Source organism: Comamonas suwonensis, from assembly GCF_012844455.2.
GTDB classification, from domain to species: Bacteria; Pseudomonadota; Gammaproteobacteria; order Burkholderiales; family Burkholderiaceae_C; genus Comamonas; species Comamonas suwonensis.
Genome location: NZ_JABBCQ020000015.1, coordinates 100,085 through 122,019 on the forward strand (window position 1 = coordinate 100,085; position 21,935 = coordinate 122,019).

The 21,935-nt window shown below is 59.3% G+C and carries 23 protein-coding genes; 14 read left to right on the plus strand and 9 right to left on the minus strand.

The annotated features are described in order from the left end of the window. Positions 1–155: 155 nt before the first annotated feature. Positions 156–1,082 carry a LysR family transcriptional regulator gene (locus HF327_RS16540; RefSeq protein ID WP_198461385.1) on the minus strand — a complete coding sequence of 309 codons (927 nt, stop codon included), beginning with the start codon at positions 1,080–1,082 and terminating at the stop codon, positions 156–158. Positions 1,083–1,449: 367 nt separating this feature from the next. Between HF327_RS16540 and HF327_RS16545 the strand changes: the two genes are divergently transcribed. From HF327_RS16545 to HF327_RS16555, 3 genes are read left to right on the plus strand one after another with little or no spacing between them, the layout of a single operon-like run. Next, entirely contained in the window at positions 1,450–1,995 is a 546-nt protein-coding gene (locus HF327_RS16545) for a sugar dehydrogenase complex small subunit (protein ID WP_198461387.1), read from the plus strand. Positions 1,996–2,031: 36 nt separating this feature from the next. Beyond that, positions 2,032–3,708, plus strand: coding sequence for a GMC family oxidoreductase (locus tag HF327_RS16550; protein WP_198461389.1), 1,677 nt, complete (start codon positions 2,032–2,034; stop codon positions 3,706–3,708). Positions 3,709–3,723: 15 nt separating this feature from the next. Then, entirely contained in the window at positions 3,724–5,097 is a 1,374-nt protein-coding gene (locus tag HF327_RS16555) for a cytochrome c (protein WP_198461391.1), read from the plus strand. 72 nt (positions 5,098–5,169) lie between these two features. On the opposite strand, the gene HF327_RS16560 is transcribed toward HF327_RS16555, so the two are convergent. After that, positions 5,170–5,523: a helix-turn-helix domain-containing protein gene (locus tag HF327_RS16560; RefSeq protein ID WP_099736157.1), complete on the minus strand. Its 354-nt coding sequence runs from the start codon at positions 5,521–5,523 to the stop codon at positions 5,170–5,172. A 95-nt stretch (positions 5,524–5,618) separates the two neighbouring features. Here HF327_RS16560 and HF327_RS16565 point away from each other — a divergent pair, with 95 nt between their 5' ends. After that, positions 5,619–6,176: a hypothetical protein gene (locus tag HF327_RS16565; protein WP_198461393.1), complete on the plus strand. Its 558-nt coding sequence runs from the start codon at positions 5,619–5,621 to the stop codon at positions 6,174–6,176. A 116-nt stretch (positions 6,177–6,292) separates the two neighbouring features. Further along, on the plus strand, positions 6,293–7,180 hold the full coding sequence (locus HF327_RS16570; protein ID WP_456236855.1) for an EamA family transporter: 888 nt from the start codon (positions 6,293–6,295) through the stop codon (positions 7,178–7,180). A gap of 462 nt (positions 7,181–7,642) precedes the next feature. Here the strand turns inward: HF327_RS16570 and HF327_RS16575 are convergent, their stop codons facing one another. Next, positions 7,643–8,743, minus strand: coding sequence for a tartrate dehydrogenase (locus tag HF327_RS16575; protein ID WP_198461396.1), 1,101 nt, complete (start codon positions 8,741–8,743; stop codon positions 7,643–7,645). Between the two features lie 125 nt (positions 8,744–8,868). On the opposite strand from HF327_RS16575, the gene HF327_RS16580 reads away from it, so the two are divergent. Next, positions 8,869–9,804 carry a LysR substrate-binding domain-containing protein gene (locus tag HF327_RS16580; RefSeq protein ID WP_198461398.1) on the plus strand — a complete coding sequence of 312 codons (936 nt, stop codon included), beginning with the start codon at positions 8,869–8,871 and terminating at the stop codon, positions 9,802–9,804. Between the two features lie 81 nt (positions 9,805–9,885). On the opposite strand, the gene HF327_RS16585 is transcribed toward HF327_RS16580, so the two are convergent. Together HF327_RS16585 and rpsU are read right to left on the minus strand one after the other, a co-directional pair. Beyond that, a complete protein-coding gene (locus HF327_RS16585) occupies positions 9,886–10,332 on the minus strand; it encodes a GatB/YqeY domain-containing protein (RefSeq protein WP_198461400.1) in 447 nt (148 codons plus the stop codon). A gap of 193 nt (positions 10,333–10,525) precedes the next feature. Beyond that, positions 10,526–10,738, minus strand: a complete 213-nt coding sequence (gene rpsU, locus HF327_RS16590; protein WP_099736161.1) for a 30S ribosomal protein S21 — start codon at positions 10,736–10,738, stop codon at positions 10,526–10,528. Positions 10,739–11,220: 482 nt separating this feature from the next. Here rpsU and HF327_RS16595 point away from each other — a divergent pair, with 482 nt between their 5' ends. Then, positions 11,221–12,270 (plus strand): BMP family protein, encoded by a 1,050-nt coding sequence (locus HF327_RS16595; RefSeq protein ID WP_198461402.1) that lies wholly within the window; start codon positions 11,221–11,223, stop codon positions 12,268–12,270. 88 nt (positions 12,271–12,358) lie between these two features. Here HF327_RS16595 and HF327_RS16600 read toward each other — a convergent pair whose 3' ends face one another. After that, positions 12,359–13,627 (minus strand): BaiN/RdsA family NAD(P)/FAD-dependent oxidoreductase, encoded by a 1,269-nt coding sequence (locus HF327_RS16600; RefSeq protein WP_198461403.1) that lies wholly within the window; start codon positions 13,625–13,627, stop codon positions 12,359–12,361. A gap of 53 nt (positions 13,628–13,680) precedes the next feature. Continuing rightward, positions 13,681–14,289 (minus strand): SMI1/KNR4 family protein, encoded by a 609-nt coding sequence (locus HF327_RS16605; protein WP_198461405.1) that lies wholly within the window; start codon positions 14,287–14,289, stop codon positions 13,681–13,683. A gap of 121 nt (positions 14,290–14,410) precedes the next feature. On the opposite strand from HF327_RS16605, the gene HF327_RS16610 reads away from it, so the two are divergent. Next, positions 14,411–14,911, plus strand: coding sequence for an acyl-CoA thioesterase (locus HF327_RS16610; protein ID WP_198461407.1), 501 nt, complete (start codon positions 14,411–14,413; stop codon positions 14,909–14,911). A 57-nt stretch (positions 14,912–14,968) separates the two neighbouring features. Here the strand turns inward: HF327_RS16610 and cobA are convergent, their stop codons facing one another. Both cobA and ybiB read right to left on the minus strand, forming a co-directional pair. After that, positions 14,969–15,760 (minus strand): uroporphyrinogen-III C-methyltransferase, encoded by a 792-nt coding sequence (gene cobA / locus HF327_RS16615; RefSeq protein ID WP_198461409.1) that lies wholly within the window; start codon positions 15,758–15,760, stop codon positions 14,969–14,971. Between the two features lie 10 nt (positions 15,761–15,770). Further along, positions 15,771–16,766, minus strand: coding sequence for a DNA-binding protein YbiB (gene ybiB, locus HF327_RS16620; protein ID WP_198461411.1), 996 nt, complete (start codon positions 16,764–16,766; stop codon positions 15,771–15,773). A 145-nt stretch (positions 16,767–16,911) separates the two neighbouring features. Here ybiB and HF327_RS16625 point away from each other — a divergent pair, with 145 nt between their 5' ends. The 6 genes from HF327_RS16625 to tsaD all read left to right on the plus strand — a co-directional run bounded on the left by HF327_RS16625 (position 16,912) and on the right by tsaD (position 21,920). Further along, the gene (locus tag HF327_RS16625; RefSeq protein ID WP_198461413.1) at positions 16,912–17,814 is read left to right on the plus strand and encodes a glutamate ABC transporter substrate-binding protein; all 903 of its coding nucleotides are present in this window, start codon (positions 16,912–16,914) and stop codon (positions 17,812–17,814) included. 3 nt (positions 17,815–17,817) lie between these two features. Beyond that, complete coding sequence (locus HF327_RS16630) at positions 17,818–18,480, plus strand: amino acid ABC transporter permease (protein WP_198461415.1); 663 nt, start codon at positions 17,818–17,820, stop codon at positions 18,478–18,480. After that, a complete protein-coding gene (locus HF327_RS16635; RefSeq protein WP_198461417.1) occupies positions 18,477–19,277 on the plus strand; it encodes an amino acid ABC transporter permease in 801 nt (266 codons plus the stop codon). Before HF327_RS16630 ends, HF327_RS16635 begins: the two co-directional genes overlap by 4 nt. 230 nt (positions 19,278–19,507) lie before the next feature. Next, positions 19,508–20,191, plus strand: coding sequence for a DUF937 domain-containing protein (locus HF327_RS16640; protein WP_198461455.1), 684 nt, complete (start codon positions 19,508–19,510; stop codon positions 20,189–20,191). Positions 20,192–20,337: 146 nt separating this feature from the next. After that, positions 20,338–20,787: a CBS domain-containing protein gene (locus HF327_RS16645; protein WP_198461419.1), complete on the plus strand. Its 450-nt coding sequence runs from the start codon at positions 20,338–20,340 to the stop codon at positions 20,785–20,787. A 92-nt stretch (positions 20,788–20,879) separates the two neighbouring features. Continuing rightward, positions 20,880–21,920: a tRNA (adenosine(37)-N6)-threonylcarbamoyltransferase complex transferase subunit TsaD gene (tsaD, locus tag HF327_RS16650; protein ID WP_198461421.1), complete on the plus strand. Its 1,041-nt coding sequence runs from the start codon at positions 20,880–20,882 to the stop codon at positions 21,918–21,920. Positions 21,921–21,935: the final 15 nt, after the last annotated feature.

A 21,935-nucleotide genomic window follows, 5' to 3' on the forward strand; every position in this document is an offset into this window, starting at 1 on the left:
AGTGGGCAAGCGTGGGGGCTTTTTTATTGGGCATTGCAGACACGGCCAGGATTTTTTGATAGCTGACTGTGCTGATTAATCAATGAATTCAGTATCTTTTAATACTGAAATCAATGTTTAGCAGGGGCTAGCTGCTATGGTTTTAAGTTGCCCGCTCAGCAGCGATCAATCTTGCCGGCCTGATGGGCCTGCGCGATGAAGTCCATGAACGCCTTGGTGCGCAGCGGTATGTGCTTGTGGGTGGGCAGGGTCATCAGCACATGCAGGCGGCCCGTGATCCAGCCGGGCAGCACAGGCAGCAGCAGACCTTCGTTGAGAAACGGGCGGGCCGAATCCAGGGTGAATTCGGCGATGCCTGCGCCGTCGAGCACCATTTGCAAAATGCCTGCTGTCTGGCTGATGGTGATGGCGGCAGTCACTACGATGTCGTGTACCGGCGGCTCGCTGGTGGGCTGGTTGCTATGCCACAGCGAGAAGCTGTCGCGCTGCTGGCCCTCGCGGCGGCGCAGCACGCATCTGTGCTGAGCCAGCTCATGAGGGGTCTGCGGTGCGCCATGCCGCTGGACGTAAGACGGTGCGGCGCAAAGAATGGCTTCGGATGTCGAGAGCTTGCGGGCCACGATGCTGGCATTGAAGTTCTCGAACACCTGCATGAACCCCAGGTCATAGCGGTTCATGTCGGGTGCCAGGTTTGAGTCGACATGCACATCGAGGGCAATACCCGGGTACTGCGTGCAAAAGTCGGCCGCCAGTGGCGAAATCAGTGCATCCGTGAGTGACGGGGTGGAGACGATGCGCAACACGCCAGACAAGGCGCTGGTGTTGCTTTGTACTTCGGTTGTGGCGCTGTCCACTGCTTTGAGAATTTCGCGCGCGCGGGTGGCATAGCGTTCGCCCGCAGGCGTCAGGCTGACGCTGCGTGTGGTGCGCTGCAGAAGCCGGGTGTCCAGCTGCTTTTCGAGTGCCGTCACATGACGTGTGACATGGGGCACGGTCATGGACAGACGGCGCGCAGCAGCGGTGAAGCCGCCTTCATCGATGACGGCCAGAAACACCGTCATGGTGTGTAAGCGATCAAGCACAAGCCCTCATTTTCGAATAGCCACATGGCCTGGAATTATTACGGATGCCGTAATAAAGCATTGTGTCAGGGTGCATTGGTGCACTCTTGTACAAGACGTACAGTGAGAGCAAGTGCAAACATCAGCCTTTTGCCTTTGCGCAATACGGCTCAAGTGCGGTCATCCCGCTCCAAATAACACCCTGCAACAGAGTGCTGTCCGGCCTCGCTGCCGCAGCAAGCTTTGTTTCTGAGCAGCTTGTAGTCAATCGCTGTCCTGCAAATGGCTTTGGGCAGCTGACAACTGATGACGATGTCCTATTGATTGGGGCGGTCTTTGTCACCTCAATAGGTGATGTTGTGCACTGAAACACTGACCAATTCCTATCATGACCTCCACACCTCAATTCCCGACGTTCGGCCTGAGCCGTCGCCATCTGCTCGGTGGCGCGCTGGCGGCCGGCATGGCGCAACTGATCCCCGGCAGCTGGGCTGCTGATGCTCCTGCAACGGGTACTGACAGCTTCATGGCGCTGTCCCGTTATCTGACCGAGCGCGGCGATTTGCCGCAGGCGCAAGGTGCCAGACTGCTTGCCGCCCAGAACGAGCTGGACGGCAAGTTCAAAGGCAAGCTTGAAACTCTTTGGACATGGATTGGTGCCAGCCAGGTGGCGCTGGCCCATCTGAACGAGCGCCTCAAGGCCGAGCAGCCTGATCTGGCCGATGTCCCCATGAATGTGATGCAGCTCTGGTACCAGGGCATTGCAGGCAGCGGCACCGCCACACGTGTTGTGGCCTACGAGCACGCGCTCAATGCCGATGTGGTGGCCGACAGGCTGCGCCCACCTTCCTATGTTTACGGCGCATACGGCAGCTGGAGCAGCAACCCGACCACCTTCAAGCTGCAGCTCATCACGGCTCAGCCCAAGGCCTGAAGCACAGCCCATTTATAAAAATCCACGAGAAATACCATGGCTGATTCCACTCTATCTGCAGACTTTGTCATTGTTGGTGCCGGCATCGTCGGCGCCATGATGGGCGCAAAGCTGGCTCGCTCCGGCGCTTCGGTGCTTATGCTTGAAGCTGGCGGCCCATCGGACCGCGGCGTTTTTGTCGCACGTTTTCACAACGCATCGCGTCGTGGCGACTGGATGACTCCTTATCCGTCCATTCCCACGGCTCCGCACCCCATCTACCGACCTGAAGACAATAACTATTTTGAGCAGGCCGGTCCCGAGCCCTATAAAGCTGAGTACATCCGCCAGGTAGGCGGCACCAGCTGGCACTGGGCCGCTCAGGCCTGGCGCAATGTGCCCAACGACTTCCGCATCCGCAGCCTGTATGGCGTGGGCAAGGACTGGCCTCTAGACTATGACGATTTGGAGCCCTACTACCAGGAAGTCGAAGAAATCATGGGTGTGGGCGGCTCGACCGAGACCGGCTCGCCCCGCAGCAAGCCTTTCCCCATGGGCGAAGTGGCAGTGCCTTATGCCATGCAGCGTCTGACGGATCGCTTGAAAGGCACGTTCGACGTGGTCAGTAACACCGTGGCGCGCAATAGCCGCAGCTTTGATGGCCGCCCCCCTTGCTGCGGTGCCAATAACTGCCAGCCCGTGTGTCCAATTGATGCGCAATACCACGGCGGTATCGCCGTAAAGCAGGCGCTGGCTGCAGGCGTGAAGATGCAGATTCATGCCAATGTGTTCCAGCTTGAGCATGACGACAAAGGTCGCATCGTGGCGGCCAACTATTACGACGTGGACAAGAAGGTGCACCGCGTCACCGGCAAGACTTTCATCTTGGCATCCAACGGTATTGAGTCGCCGCGCCTGCTGCTGCTGTCCAAAAGCGATAAGTTCAAGAACGGCCTGACCAATGAGCACGATCAGGTCGGTCGCAATCTCATGGACCACCCCAGTACTTCTCTGACTTTTGATGCCGACGAGGATGTGTGGCTGGGCCGTGGCCCGCAAAGCCCCAGTTCCATCAATGCCATGCGCGATGGCTCGTTCCGCTCGGAACATGCGCCTTATCGCCTGGACTTCACCAATATCTCCCGCGTTGACGGTGCCACCAGCAGCCTGCTCAAGCAAGGCGTGTATGGCAAAGAGTTCGAGGAAAAGCTGCGCCATATCTCGGCGCGTGAAATGAGCGTGAAGAACGTGCTGGAAGTGCTGCCCAATCCGGAAAACCGCATCGCTTTGTCCGATGACAAGGACAGCATGGGCATTCCCAAGCCTCGTGCGCACTACCAGATTGACGAATACACCTTCAAGGGTCACCAGCGTTCACAAAAGGATTTCGCCAAGATTGCCGATCTGATGGGGGCCACCAATCTGCGCTACACCAAGGACCATGTCTATGCCAACAACCAGCATATCTGCGGCACCTTGAGCATGGGCAAGGATCCCAAGGAGTGCGTGGTTGACCAGTTCGGCCGCGCCTGGGATCACGAAAACCTGTACATGGCTTCTACCGGCCTGCTGCCCACATCGTCCACCTGCAATTCGACCGTGAATGCGCTGGCCGTAGCCATGCGCACTGCGGCCCACATCCTTGCGGAGAGTGGCGGCCCAGCCATGCTGCCGCGCAGCAACACGCAAGCGACCTGGAAGCCTCTGGTGCCCGCATGGCAGCCACAGGCCTGAAGGAGGACAGACACCATGAACAAGACATTGATGAAATCCTCCTGGCTGGCTGTTGTCCTTGTGGCCGCAGCTCCTGCCTTCGCTGCAGAAAATTCGGATGTGGAGCGTGGTCGCTATCTCGCGACGGCTGGTGACTGTGTGGCCTGTCATACCGCGCCTGGCGGTAAATCCATGGCGGGTGGCCTGCCACTGGCCAGCCCGCTGGGGGCTATCTATTCGACCAACATCACGCCTTCCAAGACGCACGGCATTGGCAGCTATACGCTGCAGCAGTTCACCGATGCGCTGCGCCACGGCAAGCGTGCAGATGGAGCAAATCTGTATCCGGCCATGCCTTATACAGCCTATGCCAAGACGACGGACGAAGACATCGCCGCCATGTACACCTACTTCATGCAGGGTGTGCAACCCGTGGATGAGGCACCGGCCAAGCAGACCGCCTTGCCTTTTCCATTCAACATCCGCGCTTCGCTGGGTGTCTGGAATGCCATGTTCCTCGATGCGACACCTTACAAGACCGATGCTTCGCAAACCCCGGAATGGAATCGCGGCGCATATCTGGCGCAAGGCCTGGCGCACTGCACGACCTGCCATACACCGCGAACGTCCTTGATGGCCGAGGATCTCAAACGAAACCTGAGCGGAGGGGACGTTGGCGGCTGGTATGCGCCCAACATCACATCGCACGCGGTCAGCGGCATTGGGGACTGGACGCAGGATGAGCTGGTGGCTTACATGAGCGGCAAGCCTGTCCCTGGCAAAGGCCCTGCTGCAGGCCCTATGGCCGAGGCAGTGGATCACAGTCTCAAGCATTTGAGCCCGGATGACTTGAAAGCCATTGCCGTTTACATCAAGACCGTGCCGGCCGTGGACGATGGAAGCCTCAAGCAGCCAGCCGACAGCTTTGGTAAACAGACCGATGCGCTGGATACCCTGCGCGGTGTGGATCTGCCCAAGGATTACAACGCCATGACTGGCGCACAAATCTATGACGCTTACTGCGCCGCCTGCCACCAGGCTCAGGGCCAGGGGACAGAGGGAGGTGGCTTGCCCGGTTTGTTTCACAACACTTCGCTCGGCCACGCCAACAGCAACAATCTGGTGCAGGTTCTGTTGCATGGCATTGAGCGTCACGGCGCTGACACCGTCATGCCAGGCTTTGCCGATGAGCTGAGCGACAAGCAGATCACTGCGCTTGGCAACTATCTGCTGACCAACTACGGCAATCCCGCAGCCAAGGTCACAGAGCCACAAGTTGCGCAACTGCGCGACCCTGCCACCGCCGGTTCGAGCAGTAGTTTTCTGATGCTGGCCCGTGTGGGCATGGCGGTGGGCTTGGTGATCGTGCTGGGCGTCATTGCCTGGCTGCTGCGCCGCCGCAAGGCGTGATGCCGAAGCTGTACTGAAAGAAAAAAGCCAGTCAGAAATCAATCTGACTGGCTTTTTGAAGGAAGCAAGGGCTCAGCGTTCAGCTGCAGCCTCCACAATGCATTGGGAAAGTTTTTCAAAATGCTTGTGGGCATCCGGGCTGAGTTCAATTTGCTTGCGGCGCGCATCTTCGGTATCGGCCAGCAGGATCCAGCCTTTCTGGCGCATGGACTTGAGACGGGAATGAATGGTGGCAGGAGACCCCATCTCGCGCTGCGCCATCAGATCACGGACGCACAGCCGCTGCTGGCGTGTGCCAGCATTTGCGATTTGCTCCAGAAGGCGCTCCTCAAGAGGGTCCAGCAGGGGCAGGGCTGGCAATCCTCGTATGGATTCCGCCAGTTGCAGAAAACGTAGATAGATATCGGCGGACAAAGAGTTTTTCATCACAAGCACGTAGCGGACAGAAAGACATCGGCTCTCAGACCAAAGGCGAGTGGATGATAGTACTGCCTCACGAGAAATATTGAACGGCAACAAGAATGAAAAATATCGGCCAGCACTGCGCAATGGTCATCGTCACCATCGTGTTCTTTGTGGTGATGCTGGCTTTGAATGAGTGGCTCTTCAGTTCACTGGAGTTTGTGAGGGGGGTCAACTGGATTTATCTTCCTGCCGGTGTGCGCCTGCTGTGCACCTTGCTTTTTGCTGGCGCCGGCGGCGTGGGGCTGCTGATTGCTTCCTGGCTGGTCTGCTTTTTCTACTTCTTCCCCGATGACATGGCGCGTTCTTTTCTTGGCGGCATTGTGGCGGCGCTGGCACCTTATGCCATGTACCGGATTGCCCGGCGCTGGATGGGACTGGGCCATGCGCTGAACAATCTCACCGCTTCACGGCTGCTGATTCTGAGCGTGCTGTATGCATTGTCCAATGCCGTGCTGCACCAGCTCGGCGGTTGGCTGATGGGACGTGGTCTGCACCCCGACCGCCTGCTGGTCATCGTGATAGGGGACTTGATGGGCACGCTGATCATTCTGTACGGTGCCAAACTGGTGCTGACACTGATGCCCGCGCGGCGCAATCCTTATGAGCTGCAGTAGCTTCCTGGGCGACAAGTCAGTCTGCGCTGCGGCTGCAATCCGTTCATACTTCAGCGCTTGCTGTTAATCATCGTTGTGACCGTTTTATGAGTTCCGCATCTTCCCCCGCCACCGTCATGAGTCGTGCTGACTGGATCAGCGCCATCATCGTTATCGTGATCTGGGGTCTGAATTTCGTGGTCATGAAATGGGGCCTGGCCACGCTGTCGCCTTTGCTGCTATGCGCACTGCGCTTTGCGGCGGCATCGTTGCCATTGCTGCTGTTTGTGAAGCCTCCGGCCAATCTGTCCTGGGGTATTTTGGCGGGCTATGGGCTGGTTCAGGGTGTGGGGCAGTTTGGCCTGCTGTTCACAGGCATGAAATTGGGTATGCCCGCTGGCATGGCCTCGGTGGTGCTGCAGACCCAGGCTTTCATCACCATGCTGCTGGCGGCCGTCTTTTTGCATGAGAAGCCGCAGCGCTGGCAGTGGATCGGCCTGCTAATAGCCATTTCGGGACTGGTGCTGATCGGCGCGGCGCACGGCGATGGCGCAGCAGACATGACTTTGCTGGGCTTTGTTCTGACGGTTGGCGCTGCCGCGATGTGGGCGATTTCCAATCTGCTGACCCGAGTCGCAGCCCGTCAAGGCTCGTATGAGCCGGCATCCTTCATTGTCTGGACCAGCGTATTCCCCACGATTCCTCTGTTGCTGCTGTCCTGGTGGATGGACGGCAGCGAGGCTGTCGTGACCCAGCTTCAGTCGATTGGCTGGCGTGAACTGGGTGTCATTGCCTATCTGGCATTCTTGTCAACTCTGCTGGGCTACGGCTTATGGACGCGTCTGCTGCAGCGCTATGCCGCCAGCACTGTGGCACCATTGTCGCTGCTGGTTCCGGTGATTGGCCTGCTGTCAGCCATGCTGCTCTTGGGCGAGGTGCCAAGTGGCCTGCAGTGGCTGGGAACATTGGGTGTGCTGCTGGGTATGATGGTCAACCAGTTTGGCGGACGCTGGCGTCGGCGCTGATACGCAAAATAGCCTTCCCCAAAAGCCCTGCAATGCGGGGCTTTTTTATGGCGTTCTGACTGGCTTACTGCATTTGTTCCTGCAACGGGGGTAAGTTGCTTTAGTTGACTGGAACTGTGTGCTTGTAGGCTGGTGCAAGCAATGGATCGGGTCATCTTGGTGGCGCAGGGGGCTGAATTTGCCTTGGTCTTGCTTGTGAAGCGCTGAAGCCGAATCTCATTAGTCCGGGGGCAACAAGGGTGCGCAGAGTTGCATCATTGATAACGCGCCTGGCAACTCCGCACCGCTTTGCCCTATGCCTTCAAGGTCTGCACGGCAATGATGCGGGGCAATATTGAAGCATTCAGGCATCTCGCCAAGAGCGATCAGCGCAACCCGCGGCGACCGCATTCAAGGCAAAAAAGCTACCTGTGCCCATCAATAGGGCGCAGGCAGCTTTGTTTTTGATAGCGAAGCTTGACTTCAGTTCTGGCGGATAACCAATGCAATACCTTGTGCAATGGCTTGGCCCACTTCGGTGGTGCTGGCCGTGCCACCCAGGTCAGGCGTTTTTGGGCCTGTTTTGATCACATCCTCAATGGCGCGCACCATGCTGTCGTGCGCAGCGCGCCACTCACCCTGGCTGTGGCCCAGAAAATCCAGCATCAGCGCAGCGGACCAGATCATGGCGATGGGGTTGGCAATGTTCTTGCCGTAGATATCGGGGGCCGATCCGTGCACAGGCTCGAACAGGCTGGGGAAGGTTCGCTCAGGGTTCAGGTTGGCCGATGGCGCAAGCCCAATCGTGCCGGTGGTGGCAGGGCCCAGGTCGCTCAGGATATCGCCGAACAGATTGGTCGCGGCCACCACATCAAAGCGGCCCGGCTGCAGCACAAAGCGCGCGGTCAGGATGTCGATGTGCTGCTTGTCCAGCGTGATCTCTGGGTAGTCCTTGTGCATGGCATCGGCCTGCTTGTCCCACCAGGGCATGCTGATGGCGATGCCGTTGCTCTTGGTGGCCAGCGTCACATGCTTCTTGCTGCGGCTCTGGGCCAGATCAAACGCGTACTTCAACAGACGTTCTGAGCCCTTTTTGCTATAGACCGATTCCTGGATGCAGATCTCGCGGTCTGTATCTTCGAACATGATGCCGCCCAGCGAGGTGTATTCGCCCTCGGTGTTCTCGCGTACCACGTAATAGTCAATATCGCCAGGCTTGCGGCCGGCCAGTGGGCAGGGCACGCCTTCAAACAGGCGCACCGGGCGCAGGTTGATGTACTGGTCAAACTCGCGGCGGAACTTGAGCAGTGAGCCCCACAGCGAAACATGGTCGGGTACTGTCTGCGGCCAGCCCACGGCACCGAAGAAGATGGCATCCATGCCTGAGAGTTGCTGTTTCCAGTCGTCGGGCATCATCTTGCCGTGCTCGGCGTAGTAGTCGCAATGGGCCCAGTCAAAGTGGTGAAACTCCAGCGGCAGATTGAATTTTTGGGCCGCAGCTTCAAGGGCGCGCAGGCCCTCGGGCATGACTTCCTTGCCGATACCGTCGCCGGCGATGACTGCGATTTTTTTAGGAGTGGACATGGTGTTTCTTTGCGAAGATGGGGTGTCTGTGCGCGACGTTGCAGGTCGTTGGGTTTATTTTGCAACCTGCAGCACTGAATACAATCACCTGATCGTGGTTTGATTATTTACACATCGTGCAGAAAATGCCCTCGCCAGAAGACCTGCGCGTCTTTACCACCGTGGTGCGCAAGGCCAGCTTTGCGGAAGCGGCCGCAGCGCACAATGCCTCCCCAGCCTATGTCAGCAAACGCATTCGGCTGCTGGAGGAAGAACTGGGCGTCAAGCTGCTGCACCGCACCACGCGGCGCGTGGCGGTGACGGAGCAGGGCGAGCGCGTCTACCACTGGGCGCAGCGCATTCTGGATGAGGTTGAGCACCTGTTGCAGGAGGTGGATGTGACGCGCCGCCAACCGCGTGGGCTGCTGCGCGTGTCCACCAGCTTTGGTTTTGGCCGCAAAGTGGTGGCGCCCGCGCTGTCGCAGCTGATTGCCCAATATCCGGCGCTGCAGTTGCGGCTGGAGGTCTTTGACCGCATTGTGGATGTGGCGGCAGAAGGCTTTGATCTGGATGTGCGCGTGGGCGACGAGATCGCGCCGCATCTGATTGCCCGGCATCTGGCCGACAACCACCGCGTACTGTGCGCCGCGCCGGCCTATCTGCAGCGGCGCGGCAGCCCCCGCACGCTCGATGAGCTGGCTGGTCACGATTGCCTGGTCATCAAGGAGCGTGATCACCCGTTTGGTGTGTGGAAGTTGCGTGCGGGTGCGCAAGAGCGCAGCGTGAAAGTGACCGGGCCGCTATCGACCAATCATGGCGAAATGGCCGTGCAGTGGGCGCGTGATGGCCACGGCATTGTGCTGCGCTCGCTCTGGGACGTGGCCTCTGATCTGCAGGCAGGGGGGCTGCTGCCTTTGCTGCCCGAATGGCGGCAAGAGGCCAGTATCTGGGCTGTATATCCGACGCGGCTGGAGCGCTCAGCAAAGGTGCGCGTCTGCGTGGAGTTTCTGCAGGAATACTTTCGCCAGCAAGCGGTGCAGGTATTGAATACCACTATCAAAAAAGAAGCTGCTGGCGCTTGATATTCAAACATTTCAGATGGTTTTTCCTCCGAAATGCGGGCAATACCAGCGCCAGCAGCTTCTGATTTTGATGCGCGCTGATTACTTCGTCAGCGCAGCCTTCACAGCGGCAGACACCAGGCCCATATCGGCCTTGCCAGCCAGCTGAGTCTTGACGGCGCCCATCACCTTGCCCATGTCGCCGGGGCCGGTGGCACCCAGATCAGCCACGATGGCTTGCACGGCGGCGGTGATTTCGGCTTCGGTCATGCGCACGGGCAGGTAGACCTTGAGCACTTCCATTTCGGCCTTTTCCACATCGGCCAGATCCTGGCGGTTGGCGGATTCAAAAGCGGTGATGGAGTCCTTGCGCTGCTTGAGCAGCTTGTCGACGATAGCGATGATGGCGGCGTCGTCCAGCTCAATGCGCTCGTCCACTTCCTTTTGCTTCATCGCGGCCTGCAGCAGGCGGATGGTGCCAAGGCGCACGCTGTCCTTGGCGCGCATGGCGGTCTTCATGTCTTCGGTAATCTGGGCTTTCAAGCTCATGGCTTTCTCCTTAGTGTGGGCCATTGTGCAGTCAAGCGGTGCACTTCTTGCGAACGCTTGATTGCGCACTGGCTTGGGAGGTCACTGCACGGCAATCAACATTACCCGCAGTGGCCAGAAAACAAAAAACCCGCGCCTGGCGTCCCGAGCGCGGGTTTTCGGCTTTTTACGGCCGGCTAGTCCTAATCAACGATTAGTACAGCTTCTTAGGCAGTTGCATGCTGCGAACGCGCTTGTAGTGGCGCTTCACGGCAGCAGCCTTCTTGCGCTTGCGCTCGGCTGTAGGCTTTTCGTAGAACTCACGTGCGCGCAGGTCGGTCAGCAGACCCAGCTTTTCGATAGTGCGCTTGAAGCGGCGCAGAGCAACTTCATGAGGTTCGTTTTCTTTGACGCGGATAGTAGTCATTCAATTTCCAGATATATCTGTGCCGACAGAGGGTTCCCGGGAAGATCGCGCCTGAGAGCCATGAACAGCGGTTTTCCCCGCCACTTTTTAACTAGTATGGCCGACGGGGTAATGCCAGCAAAGTCGAGCATTATAAACCAAGAGTTGGCCGCTTGGCGGATTGCATTGCGATGGTGCTCGCTTTTGTAGATGACGCGTTGTTTCACAGTGCCGAGTAGCAGCCTCTGGCGGGGCTTCGTCGTACCCCCTGAGCCGTTTCGGAATGCGGCAGGCTGTATTTGCTGATTATCGCGAATACGAAATACAAGAAGGTCGTGCTGCCCAAATGCAATGTCTGGTGATGATGGACTGGGGTTTCTTGGTAGCGATGTGTGCACTAAAAGTGCATACAGTTTGAGAAATGAATTTCATGACCGAGGTCAAGAAATAAGTGGTTCCGTCTCGATGTGCGGGACGGTTTTCTGTGTCCAGGAGCCTTAATCGTGTCCAGTCTTTCTCATTCGTCTCTTCTTTCTCGTCGTCAATGGCTGGCTTCAAGCGTTGCCGTACCGGGTTTGCTGGCGTTGACGGCTTGCGCCAGCAAAGCCGGTGTGTCGGCACAAGCTGCGCCGGCATCTTCTTTGGTGGTGGGGGGGCTGTTTGCGGGCTCGCGCAGTGACAAGGGCTTCATGGAAGCCGGTTGGCGCGGCTTGGAAAAGGCGCGTGAAGAACTGGGCGTGCAAACCCGTTTTCTCGATGGCATGGCACCCCGCAAAGAGCTGCTGCTGCCCGCACTCAATCAGCTGGCCGAGCAGGGCGCGCAGCTGGTGATCGCACATGGGGGGCAGAACAATCAGGCTGCGGTGGAGGCCGCTGCGCGCAACCCCAGGACGCAGTTTGTGGTGACGCAGGGCACGGTGCAGGGCGCGAATCTTTCGAGCTACGACGTGCTGCAGGAAGAGTCGGCTTATCTGGCTGGCGTGCTGGCCGCGCTCACGACCAAGACCGGTGTGGTCGGCCATATGTCCGGCATTCGCGTGCCGCCAGGTCTCAAGGGTCGTGCCGCCTATGCAGCCGGTGTGCGCGATACGGATCCCAAGGTCAAATTGCTGACGAATTTCTCGGGCGATCAGGACGATAACGCCCTGTCGCATCGCATTGCCAAGGCCCAGATGGCAGCAGGTGCCGATGTGATCTTCACCATGCTCAACTCTGGCCGCAATGGCGTGACTCAAGCTTGCCGTGAAGCGGGCACGCGCCAGATCGGCAATGTGATCGACTGGACGGCGGTGGATTCGCAGGTGTTCGTGGCCTCGGCCTGGGCCGATGTGGGTATTGGCGCCTTTCTGGCCGTCAAGGACATGCAGCAGCGCGGCGCACCCGGCCCTGGCATTCACAAGATTGGCCTCAGCGACCCGGCAGCCGTGCGGCTGACCATGGGCAAGGATGTCGCTGCCAGCGTGCGCGAGCGTGTGGCCAAGACCTCGGCCGCGATTGTGGCGGGATCACTCAAGGTGCCGGAAAACTATGCGGGAGCTGAGTTCACGGCCTGATCCGCTCGGGGTCTGAACGAAAAAAGGATGGCCAGGCCATCCTTTTTTCATAGCGGCTACCGCTTTCGGCACAAAGCCTGAAGGCCATTCAGGCGCTGTTTTTCTCGGCCATGGCCTGCGCGCAGGCTGCAGCGCTGGCCCAGGCCCATTGAAAGTTGTAGCCACCCAGCCAGCCGGTGATATCTACCACCTCGCCAATGAAGTACAGGCCGGGCTGGATTTTGCATTCCATGGTTTGCTGAGAAAGCACCTTGGTGTCCACGCCGCCCAAGGTCACTTCGGCCTTTTTGTAGCCCTCGGTGCCCGTGGGCGTGATTTCCCAGCGACTCAGTTGCTCGGCCAGCTTGGTCAGGGCCTTGTCGCTGGCTTCGTTGATGGGGCGCTGCAGCTCGGGCATGCGGCTCACCCAGGCATCGGCCAGACGGGCGGGTAAATGGGCGGCCAGTTCATTGGCCACCAGCTTGCGCGAGTTGAGCTTGGCCTGGGTCAGTACTTCCAGCAGGTCCACACCGGGCAGCAGATTGACCTGCAGCGGTGTGCCGGGCTTCCAGTAGCTGGAGATTTGAAGCACGGCCGGACCAGACAGGCCGCGGTGGGTGAACAGCAGGTCTTCATGGAAGGCCACGCGTTCCTTCTTGCTGCCGGTGCTGATCTCCACCGGCAGGGCCAGTCCCGAAAGTCCGGCATAGGGCTGCCAGCCGTCGCCATCAAAGGTCATGGGCACGAGGCCCGGTGCGCGTTCAATCAGCGGCAGATCAAATTGCTGGGCCAGCCGATAGCCAAAGTCCGTCGCGCCAATCTTGGGAATGCTCAGGCCGCCCGTAGCAATGACAAGGTTGCGGGCTTCTACCAGACCGCGATCAGTCTCAATTTGATAGCTGTTTGCGCTTGATTCATCTGGGGTTGAGGCCGAAAACGTTATTTTTTTAACCTGGCAAGGCTGCCAGTGCTGCACGCCGCCTGCGCTGCATTCGGCCAGCAGCATGGCGATGATGTCCTCTGCCGAACGGTCGGCAAACAACTGGCCCTTGTGCTTTTCGTGGTGGGCAATGCCGTGCTTGTCCATCAGCGCGATGAAGTCTGCCGGGGTGAAGCGCGAGAGGGCGGAGCGGCAGAACTGCGGGTTCTGGCCGACAAAGTGCTTGTGCGGTGCGCGCACATCCAGATCGCGGTTGGTGAAGTTGCAGCGACCGCCGCCAGAGATGCGGATTTTTTCAGCCACTTTGGAGGCGTGGTCGATGAGCAGCACTTTCAGGCCTTGCTGGCCTGCACGGGCAGCGCAGAACAGGCCGGCGGCACCGGCACCAATGATGATGGCGTCAAAAATCTGAGAGGGGACCTGAGAGGAGGAAGACACGGCGGGCAGGGCGCAGGAGCACGAAAAGGGAAGCGCAGATTGTCCCAGATGGCTCAGATTCCCGGCTCGTCCACCACAAAGCCCCAGAAATCGCCATCGGTCTGCGAGCAGTGAATGCACTGGGTGACAAAGCTGCGCATGCCCTTGGCATGAAACCAGACCAGCCCCTGCGATGCATCGCACAGCGCATCGGCCTGTTCGCTCAGGCTCAGGACGGTGATGTGGCTCAGCTCCATGTCGGCCAGAAATTCTGGCAAATCCTGGGCGGCGGCAAACAGGTCGTGATCAAGGCTGGCAATCTTGCCTTGGTGTTGGCCGTGCAGTACTTCTACAAAGGGGTTGCCAGCTGGGTCGCTGCCAATTTCCAGAAACCAGTCGGCCAGCAGGTTCTCGGCTTGCAGCGATTCGAGGTCGTAATAGGGGTCTTGCGCGGCAAAGCTGTTGAGCACACGCAGATTGGCATGGGTGTCGTTTTGGGCCTCGCCGGGGCGAACATAGGGAGCAACGTCCTGAGCTTCTTCCATGGCCATGACGGAAAAACCGTTTTGTGTGCGCAGAAAGTCGGCGTAGGCATCCGAAAAGCCGATATGCGCCTGCAGCGCCTGAATCTCCTGCACGGAGGCTGGCGTGCTGCCGAAAGGGTTGGGAAACAGAACTTGCATCAGAAGGCGGAGGCTTTGGGTGGTTGAGGTCAGCCGGATTTATACCCTGCAGCCTGTTGCGGCGTTGGGGTATGCGAGAGCGGCAAGCATGGGTCAGGGATCACTTCTAGAATCGCGCCCCATGAATACACCTTCCCACCAGCTCAGCATGACCGTGCTCATGTCCCCTGACATGGCCAACTTCTCCGGCAACGTGCACGGCGGAGCCATCCTGAAGCTGCTTGACCAGGTCGCCTATGCCTGCGCCAGTCGCTATGCCGGCCGCTATGTGGTGACCTTGAGCGTGGATCAGGTCATGTTTTTGCAGCCCATCCATGTGGGCGAGCTGGTGACCTTCCTGGCCAGCGTGAATCACACCGGCAAGTCATCGATGGAAATCGGCATCAAGGTGATTGCCGAAGAAATCCGCGACAAGGTGGTGCGCCATGTGAACAGCTGCTTCTTCACCATGGTGGCGGTCGATGAGGACAAAAAGCCGGCTCCCGTGCCCCAGCTGCTCCTAGAAACGGACGATGAAAAGCGCCGCTGGCAAGCCGCCATCATCCGCAAGGAACTGCGCAAGGACATGGCCGCGCGCTTTGCACAGATTCGCGTGGAAACCGGCGCTACAGATATTTCCTGAACTGGAGTGTGCTATTGAAAAAGGCCGCTTGATGCGGCCTTTTTGCTGGGTACATGCTCAGGCGACGAGTCGCTGACCATGTTCTACCTGCCATGCAGCAATTCCTCTCACCACATCGCCGACCACGATGATGCTGGGGCTGCCCAGTTTTTCATCGGCAATGCACTGCGGTAAATCCTTCAAAAAAGTGAGCGCGTGGCGCTGATGGGGCAAGCTTGCGTGCTGGATGATTGCCACAGGCGTGCTGCCGGGCAAGCTCGTCAATAGCTCGTCGCTGATGTGCTCCACGCTGCTCACTCCCATATAGATCACCAGCGTCAGCTTGGCTGCATGGGCGGTGGCGGCAATCTGACGCCAGTCGGGGCCGCTGTCGCCGGGTTTGGCGTGACCGGTCATGAAGAGCACGCCGTGGGCGCGGTCACGGTGGGTCAGCGGGGCGCCCAGGCTGGTCAGCCCGGCCAGGCCGGAGGTGATGCCGTTGATGACTTCTACCGCAATACCCGCCTCGCGCAGGTGTTCCACTTCTTCTCCACCACGGCCAAAGATGAAAGGGTCGCCGCCTTTGAGGCGCACCACGCGCTCGCCCTCTTTCACGGCGGCAATCATCAGCTTTTCAATAAAGGCCTGAGGCGTGCTCTTGCAGCCACCGCGCTTGCCGACATAAACAACGCGCGCCTCGGCGCTGGCATGGGCCATGATGGCATCGCTGACCAGATCATCGACAAACAACACGCTGGCTGCCGCAATGGCCTTGGCCGCCTTGATGGTCAGCAGGTCCGGGTCGCCAGGGCCCGCGCCCACCAGTGTGCAGGAGCCGTGAGAGAGAGTCGTCGGAGTGTGAGCGGACATGTCGGTGCTTTCAGTCGGGGCTGCGGTTAAAGGCGTGCAGCGAAGCGCGGCCTGCCGCATTGTTGTTTTGCATGGCGTGGTGCAGTGCCACAATTTGATCGACCTGCTGCGCAATGGGCGCGGGTACAGGGCGCTGACCGCTCAGCATTTCTTCCGTCAGCTGGGCGGTTTGCTGGGCATTTAAATCTTGCTCTGGTGGGTTTTTTTCCTCACCCAGTATGAGCTGACTGCTATGAATGGCAGAGCGCTCAAAACAAATCTCACCGGCTATCACACCCATGCTGGCCGGTTCGCGGTGGGGGGCTGCTACGGCTTCGCCCTCGGTACCGCGCACCAGCAGGGCGCTGGTGCTGCGCAGGGCCAATGTCTCGGCCATGGGCAGGGCATAGGCCGGGTGGGTGTAACTGGCCAGCACCAGGCCGGAGCGGGTGGTATCAGGTCCATGAATGGGGTCCAGCAGCTTGACGATGCTGTGCGCCGGGTTGCGCAGACCCATCTGGCGGCGAATTTGCAGCAGCCGTGCGAGCGGAGCCAGCAGGTGACGGGTCTGCATCCAGACCTTGTCTCCAGCCTCAAGTGCGGTGGGGCGCTCAACACGGGTCCAGCCCAGCTGCTGCCACACCTCGTCCGTGCCAAGGCGTTTGTCGTCGGTGTCGCAGCCGTGCACCAGCACGGGCAGGCCTTTTTTCGTGAGCAAACCTGCCAGCAGCGGCGTGAGGTTGGCCAGCTTGCGCGAACCGTTGTAGCTGGGGATGACGACCACCGGCTGGGCTGTGGCCGCCTGCGGCCATGCGGGCAGGCGCTGCTGGGTGGCATCGAGAAAGCCGGCCAGTTCTTCGGTGCTCTCGCCCTTGAAGCGCATGGCAATGCAAAAGCCGCCCAGCTCCAGATCGCTGACTTGGCCGTCCAGTATCTGGCCCATCAAATCACAGGCTTGCGCGCGCGTAAGAGAACGCGCACCTTTGGTGCCGCGGCCGATTTCCTTGATGTAATGGCTGATGCTCATGATTCATGTAATTGTCGCCATAAAAAACATGCTCCATCAGACCATTTGGTTATATCTAAATCAGAAGCAGCGGCTGACCGTATGACTGCTCACGCACTCATAACTGCTATATATTGATTTAAGTAACACCATTTAAGAGGGTCGCATGTCGATCAAAGCAATTCTGAAACCGACTGTGATGGCTCTGGCGCTCGTCACCAGTGGGGCACTTTTCGCACAAGGCACACCCATCAATGCAGCGGCGTATGACGCGCTGGTTGCCCAGGGCCCTGTTGCCAGCGCTCAGACCATTGCGTCAAGCACTTGGGCCAGCAAGATCAAGCAGGCTGGCACGTTGCGCCTTGGCAGCACGCAAACATCGAATCTGTTCTCGCTGCTCAACGAAAAAGACGGCAAGATTCGTGGCTTTGACATGGGTTTGGCTCAGCTCATCACGCGCTACATCCTGGGCGATGCAGCCAAGTATCAGTTCACACAGGTGACTTCGTCCACGCGTGAGCAGGTGCTCATCAACAATCAGGTGGATATGGTGTTCGCCACCTACTCCATCACCCCCGCCCGCGCTGAAAAAATCTCGTTCGCCGGCCCTTACTACAACTCCCAGACCGGGGTGCTGGTCAAGGCGAACAACAAGACGATCCAGTCTTATAGCGATCTGGCGGGCAAGAAGGTCGCTACGCAGGCCGGCTCCACAGGGCCTGCAATCCTGGCGCAATACGCGAGCAAGGCGGTCGTGCAAGAGTTTCAGACGCATCAGGAGTCGCTTGATGCCATGCGCCAGGGGCGCGTGGATGCCTACGTGACCGATTACACATTGCTGCTCAATGCCTTGAGCCTTGGCGCGAGCAATGCAAGGCTGGCAGGTGCGCCTTTTGGTGCGCAGGACCCCTACGGCGTTGGACTGCCCAAGGGCTCTGACGGTGTGGCTTTCATCAATGCCTTCCTGAAAAAGCTCGAAGCCGATGGCACCTGGGCCAAACTCTGGATGGTTTCTATTGGGCAGCGTACCGGTAGCACGGCGGTCCCGACGCCACCCGCACTCCCATAAACGATGGGTGATGTTTACAGGCTGCTGGCCGACCATGGGCCTGCCTTCGGGCAGGCCCTCTTGCTGACATGGAAGCTCACACTCGTCTCGTTTGTGCCCGGATTTTTGCTGGGCGTGGTTGTGGCGGTGCTTCGGCTTCTACCGTTGCCACCACTGCGCTTCGTCTTGACCGGCTATGTTGAGATCTTTCGCAATATTCCCAGCGTAGCGCTGCTGATCTTCATCGTATTCGCGCTGCCTGATCTCAACATCTTGATTGACTATGAGCCCAGCGTGATCCTGACGCTGACGCTGGTCTGCTCTGCATTCACGGCGGACTATTTGCGCGCCGGTATCAACACCATTCCTGGCGGCCAGATTGAAGCCGCGCTCAGCCTTGGCATGCGGCCGGTGCAGATCCTCTCTGCGGTGGTCTTGCCGCAGGCGCTGCGCGCGGTGGTGCAGCCGATGACCTCGCTGCTCATTGCGCTGATGCTTTCGACCTCGCTGGCGTCGCAGGTGCCATTCCCGGGCCGGGAGCTCACCACGCTGGTGTCCAAAATCGCGAACGATTCTGCGGTCGGCATTGCCGCATTTGCGGTGGCTGCAACCATGTATGTGCTGACGGGTCTGCTCATCGCCTGGGCTGGTGCCACGCTGGAAAAGAAAGTGCGGATACTGCGATGAGCCGCCCTGTGGAAGACATTCTGTTTGGGTCCCCAAGCCCCCAGGCCAAGCTCACCACCCGGGTGATGAGCGCGATCTTGGCCCTCGTGCTGCTTTTGCTGGCTGGGGCTGTTGCGCTCCAGTTTTATTCGGCAGGGCAGCTTGAGGCCTCATTCTGGGAATTCTTCGCCTGGGCTACGACCTGGGCTTTCCTCGCCAAAGGTCTACTCGGTACGCTGGCATCGGCGGCAATGGCTGCTGTCATCGCGCTGACCCTCGGGCTGGTGCTATTGCTGGGGCGACTGGCCCGGTCACGGCTTGTGCGCTGGCCGAGTATTGCGGTTATCGAGTTCCTGCGCGGCACACCGACGCTGCTGCTCATCTATGTATGTTTCCTGGTGCTCCCCTCTGTCGGGCTGAAGCTGAGTACCTATTGGATGTTGACCTTGCCCATTGGCCTGAGTACCGCTGCCGTCGTGGCCGAGGTGTACCGTGCGGGCGTGCTGGCTGTGCCCCGCGGTCAGACCGATGCCGGGCGAAGTCTGGGGCTGACCGAAACCCAGGTTTTTTTCTTCGTCGTTTTCCCCCAGGCCCTTCGATACATTGTCCCGGCACTGGTCGCGCAACTGGTCATCGTGGTCAAGGACACCACCTTCGGCTACGTTGTCACCTACGGTGAACTCATGCAGAACGCCAAGGTACTCATTGCCAACTACAACTCTCTGGTGCCTGTGTACCTGGTTGTGGCGGCGCTTTACTGTCTTGTTAACTACGCGATATCAAGGGCAAGCAAACGCCTCGGTCAACCCAAATACTGAGCGTCATCCGGCACGGCAGCGCATGCATAGCGTCGCTTGGCATTTATCTTTCGTGCGCTATCAATTTTCATTGGTCTATGCCTTCTTAGGCTTTCTTGAGACGGTAGTTTGGCGACTGAGTGGCTCGGCACAGCCCGTGGTGTTTTTTAAGGCATTGACAGCCGCTGAACATTGATGACAATTTTTGGTCACGCTACACGCTTACGATGAGCGCTGTTTTTTCAGGAGCAATTGACATGACCGCATCTTTGACCGACGAATTGATGGGCCAACTGCAAGGCGCGCCCATGCAAGGCTTGGCCCAGCAGTTGGGCTTGGACTCTGTGCAGACCGAGCAAGCCGTAGGCGTGGCACTGCCCATGCTGTTCGGTGCTCTGGGTCAGAACGCGGCGCAGCCTCAGGGGGCGGCCGATCTCTTTGGTGCGTTGCAGCGCGATCACACCAGTGCCAATGGTGCGATGGACTTGGGTGGTCTGCTGGGCGGTTTGCTCGGTGGCGCAGGCGGTGGAGCGGGCGCGGCCGGTGGACTGGGTGGTCTGCTTGGCGGCTTGCTGGGTGGTGCCAGTGGTGGTTCTGGCGCAGGTGGCTCGATTCTGGGCAATATCTTCGGCGGCCAGCAGCAGCAGGCGGAGTCCCAGCTGGGCCAAGCTACCGGTCTGGGCGGTAACTCCGGTCAACTGCTGGCCCTGCTGGCTCCACTGGTCATGTCCTTCCTGGCCAGCCGCGTGCAGTCGCAGGGCATGGGCGCTAATGATCTGGGCAGTGCACTGGGTCAGGAACGCAGCCAGATCCAGTCGCAAGGCGGCATGGCGGGTGGCATTCTGGGCGGTCTGCTGGACCAGAACGGCGACGGCAAGCTGGATGTGGGCGATCTCGTCAAGCTGGGCGGCAGCCTGTTGGGTGGCCGTCGTTAAGCGCTCCATCGCATGGCACAAAAAAGGCAGCCTCGGCTGCTTTTTTTTATGCGGGCATCGCCTGATTGCCGCATCGCAGCAAGGCTTTCACACTGGTTGTGTTCTCATGCGTTGTGCATGACTGCCTATTCTGAAAGGAGAATCAGATGACGACCGTAGCCGAAATTCTGCGTGCCAAGGGCAACAGCACCATTCACAGCGTTTCTCCCTCCGACACCATGCTGACTGCGCTGCAGCTCATGGCCGATAAAAGCATTGGCGCGTTGCTGGTGCTCGAAGGTGGCGAGATCGCGGGCATCGTGACCGAGCGTGATTACGCCCGCAAGATCGCGCTGCAGGGCCGCAGCTCTGCCAGCACCCGGGTGGATGAGGTCATGACGCGCAAGGTGCATTGCGTGCTGCCGCGCCAGACCAGCGAAGAGTGCATGGCGCTGATGACCAGCAACCGCATGCGCCACCTGCCCGTGATCAACGAGTCCCGCGCGCTGCAGGGGCTGATCTCCATTGGCGACATCGTCAAGGAAATCATCTCGGCGCAGCAGTTCACCATCGATCAGCTGGAACACTATATTTCCGGCTCACCGCACGTCAAATAAGCGCGAGCAGCTATCGTTTGAATAGTGAAGGCGGACAGGGCTAATGTCCGCCTTTCCTGCATCTGGAGGGCGCAAGTTCTACACTTGCGGCCATGAGTTTGCTGATCCTGGGAATCGAATCTTCTTGCGATGAAACCGGTGTGGCCCTGGTGCGCACACCCGATGGTCAAGGTGTGCCCGCCTTGCTGAGTCATGCGCTGCACAGCCAGATTGAAATGCACCGTGCTTATGGCGGGGTGGTGCCAGAGCTGGCCAGCCGCGACCATATCCGCCGTGTGCTGCCGCTGACCGAGAAAGTGCTGGCCGATGCCGGCGTGGTGCTGGAAAACGTGGATGTCGTCGCCTTTACGCGCGGCCCCGGCCTTGCTGGCGCCTTGCTGGTGGGGTCTGGCGCAGCCTGCGCCATGGCGGCTGCGCTTGACAAGCCCGTGCTGGGCGTGCATCACCTTGAAGGGCATTTGCTCTCGCCCTTTCTGAGTGAAGACCCGCCAGAGTTCCCATTTATCGCTTTGCTGGTTTCGGGTGGTCACACCCAGATCATGCGTGTGGACAGCGTGGGCGAATACGAAATCCTGGGCGAGACCATTGATGACGCGGCGGGGGAGGCGTTTGACAAATCCGCCAAGCTCATGGGCCTGCCCTATCCCGGCGGCCCCGTGCTCTCCAAGTTGGCCGAGGCGGGTGACCCCAAGGCCTTCAAGCTGCCGCGCCCCTTGCTGCACTCGGGTGATCTGGATTTCTCGTTCGCGGGCCTGAAGACAGCCGTGCTGACGCAGGCCAAAAAGCTGGGTGACGAACTGGAAGAGCGCAAGGCCGATCTGGCCGCCAGCACGCAGGCCGCGATTGTGGAAGTGTTGGTCAAGAAGACCATGGCCGCTCTCAAGCAGACCCATATGAAGCGCGTGGTCGTGGCCGGTGGCGTGGGGGCCAACAAGCATTTGCGCGAGCAGCTCAACGAAGCCTGCGCCAAGCTCAAGATTCGCGTGCATTACCCCGAGCTGCATCTATGTACAGACAACGGAGCCATGATTGCCATGGCTGCAGCCATGCGCATACAGGCCGGGCGTGAGCAAGCTCAGCATGAATACGCGTTCGATGTGAAGCCGCGCTGGCCGCTGGATTCGCTCAAGTAAGCGATGCATCGACGT

Bases quoted from the DNA above. Each gene is read 5' to 3' on its own strand.
- HF327_RS16545 (WP_198461387.1), top strand. From the start codon at position 1,450: ATGACCTCCACACCTCAATTCCCGACGTTCGGCCTGAGCCGTCGCCAT.
- HF327_RS16575 (WP_198461396.1), bottom strand. From the start codon at position 8,743: ATGTCCACTCCTAAAAAAATCGCAGTCATCGCCGGCGACGGTATCGGC.
- HF327_RS16580 (WP_198461398.1), top strand. From the start codon at position 8,869: ATGCCCTCGCCAGAAGACCTGCGCGTCTTTACCACCGTGGTGCGCAAG.
- HF327_RS16555 (WP_198461391.1), top strand. From the start codon at position 3,724: ATGAACAAGACATTGATGAAATCCTCCTGGCTGGCTGTTGTCCTTGTG.
- cobA (WP_198461409.1), bottom strand. From the start codon at position 15,760: ATGTCCGCTCACACTCCGACGACTCTCTCTCACGGCTCCTGCACACTG.
- ybiB (WP_198461411.1), bottom strand. From the start codon at position 16,766: ATGAGCATCAGCCATTACATCAAGGAAATCGGCCGCGGCACCAAAGGT.
- tsaD (WP_198461421.1), top strand. From the start codon at position 20,880: ATGAGTTTGCTGATCCTGGGAATCGAATCTTCTTGCGATGAAACCGGT.
- HF327_RS16610 (WP_198461407.1), top strand. From the start codon at position 14,411: ATGAATACACCTTCCCACCAGCTCAGCATGACCGTGCTCATGTCCCCT.
- HF327_RS16570 (WP_456236855.1), top strand. From the start codon at position 6,293: ATGAGTCGTGCTGACTGGATCAGCGCCATCATCGTTATCGTGATCTGG.
- HF327_RS16565 (WP_198461393.1), top strand. From the start codon at position 5,619: ATGAAAAATATCGGCCAGCACTGCGCAATGGTCATCGTCACCATCGTG.
- HF327_RS16605 (WP_198461405.1), bottom strand. From the start codon at position 14,289: ATGCAAGTTCTGTTTCCCAACCCTTTCGGCAGCACGCCAGCCTCCGTG.
- HF327_RS16635 (WP_198461417.1), top strand. From the start codon at position 18,477: ATGAGCCGCCCTGTGGAAGACATTCTGTTTGGGTCCCCAAGCCCCCAG.
- HF327_RS16560 (WP_099736157.1), bottom strand. From the start codon at position 5,523: ATGAAAAACTCTTTGTCCGCCGATATCTATCTACGTTTTCTGCAACTG.
- rpsU (WP_099736161.1), bottom strand. From the start codon at position 10,738: ATGACTACTATCCGCGTCAAAGAAAACGAACCTCATGAAGTTGCTCTG.
- HF327_RS16550 (WP_198461389.1), top strand. From the start codon at position 2,032: ATGGCTGATTCCACTCTATCTGCAGACTTTGTCATTGTTGGTGCCGGC.
- HF327_RS16645 (WP_198461419.1), top strand. From the start codon at position 20,338: ATGACGACCGTAGCCGAAATTCTGCGTGCCAAGGGCAACAGCACCATT.
- HF327_RS16625 (WP_198461413.1), top strand. From the start codon at position 16,912: ATGTCGATCAAAGCAATTCTGAAACCGACTGTGATGGCTCTGGCGCTC.
- HF327_RS16585 (WP_198461400.1), bottom strand. From the start codon at position 10,332: ATGAGCTTGAAAGCCCAGATTACCGAAGACATGAAGACCGCCATGCGC.
- HF327_RS16630 (WP_198461415.1), top strand. From the start codon at position 17,818: ATGGGTGATGTTTACAGGCTGCTGGCCGACCATGGGCCTGCCTTCGGG.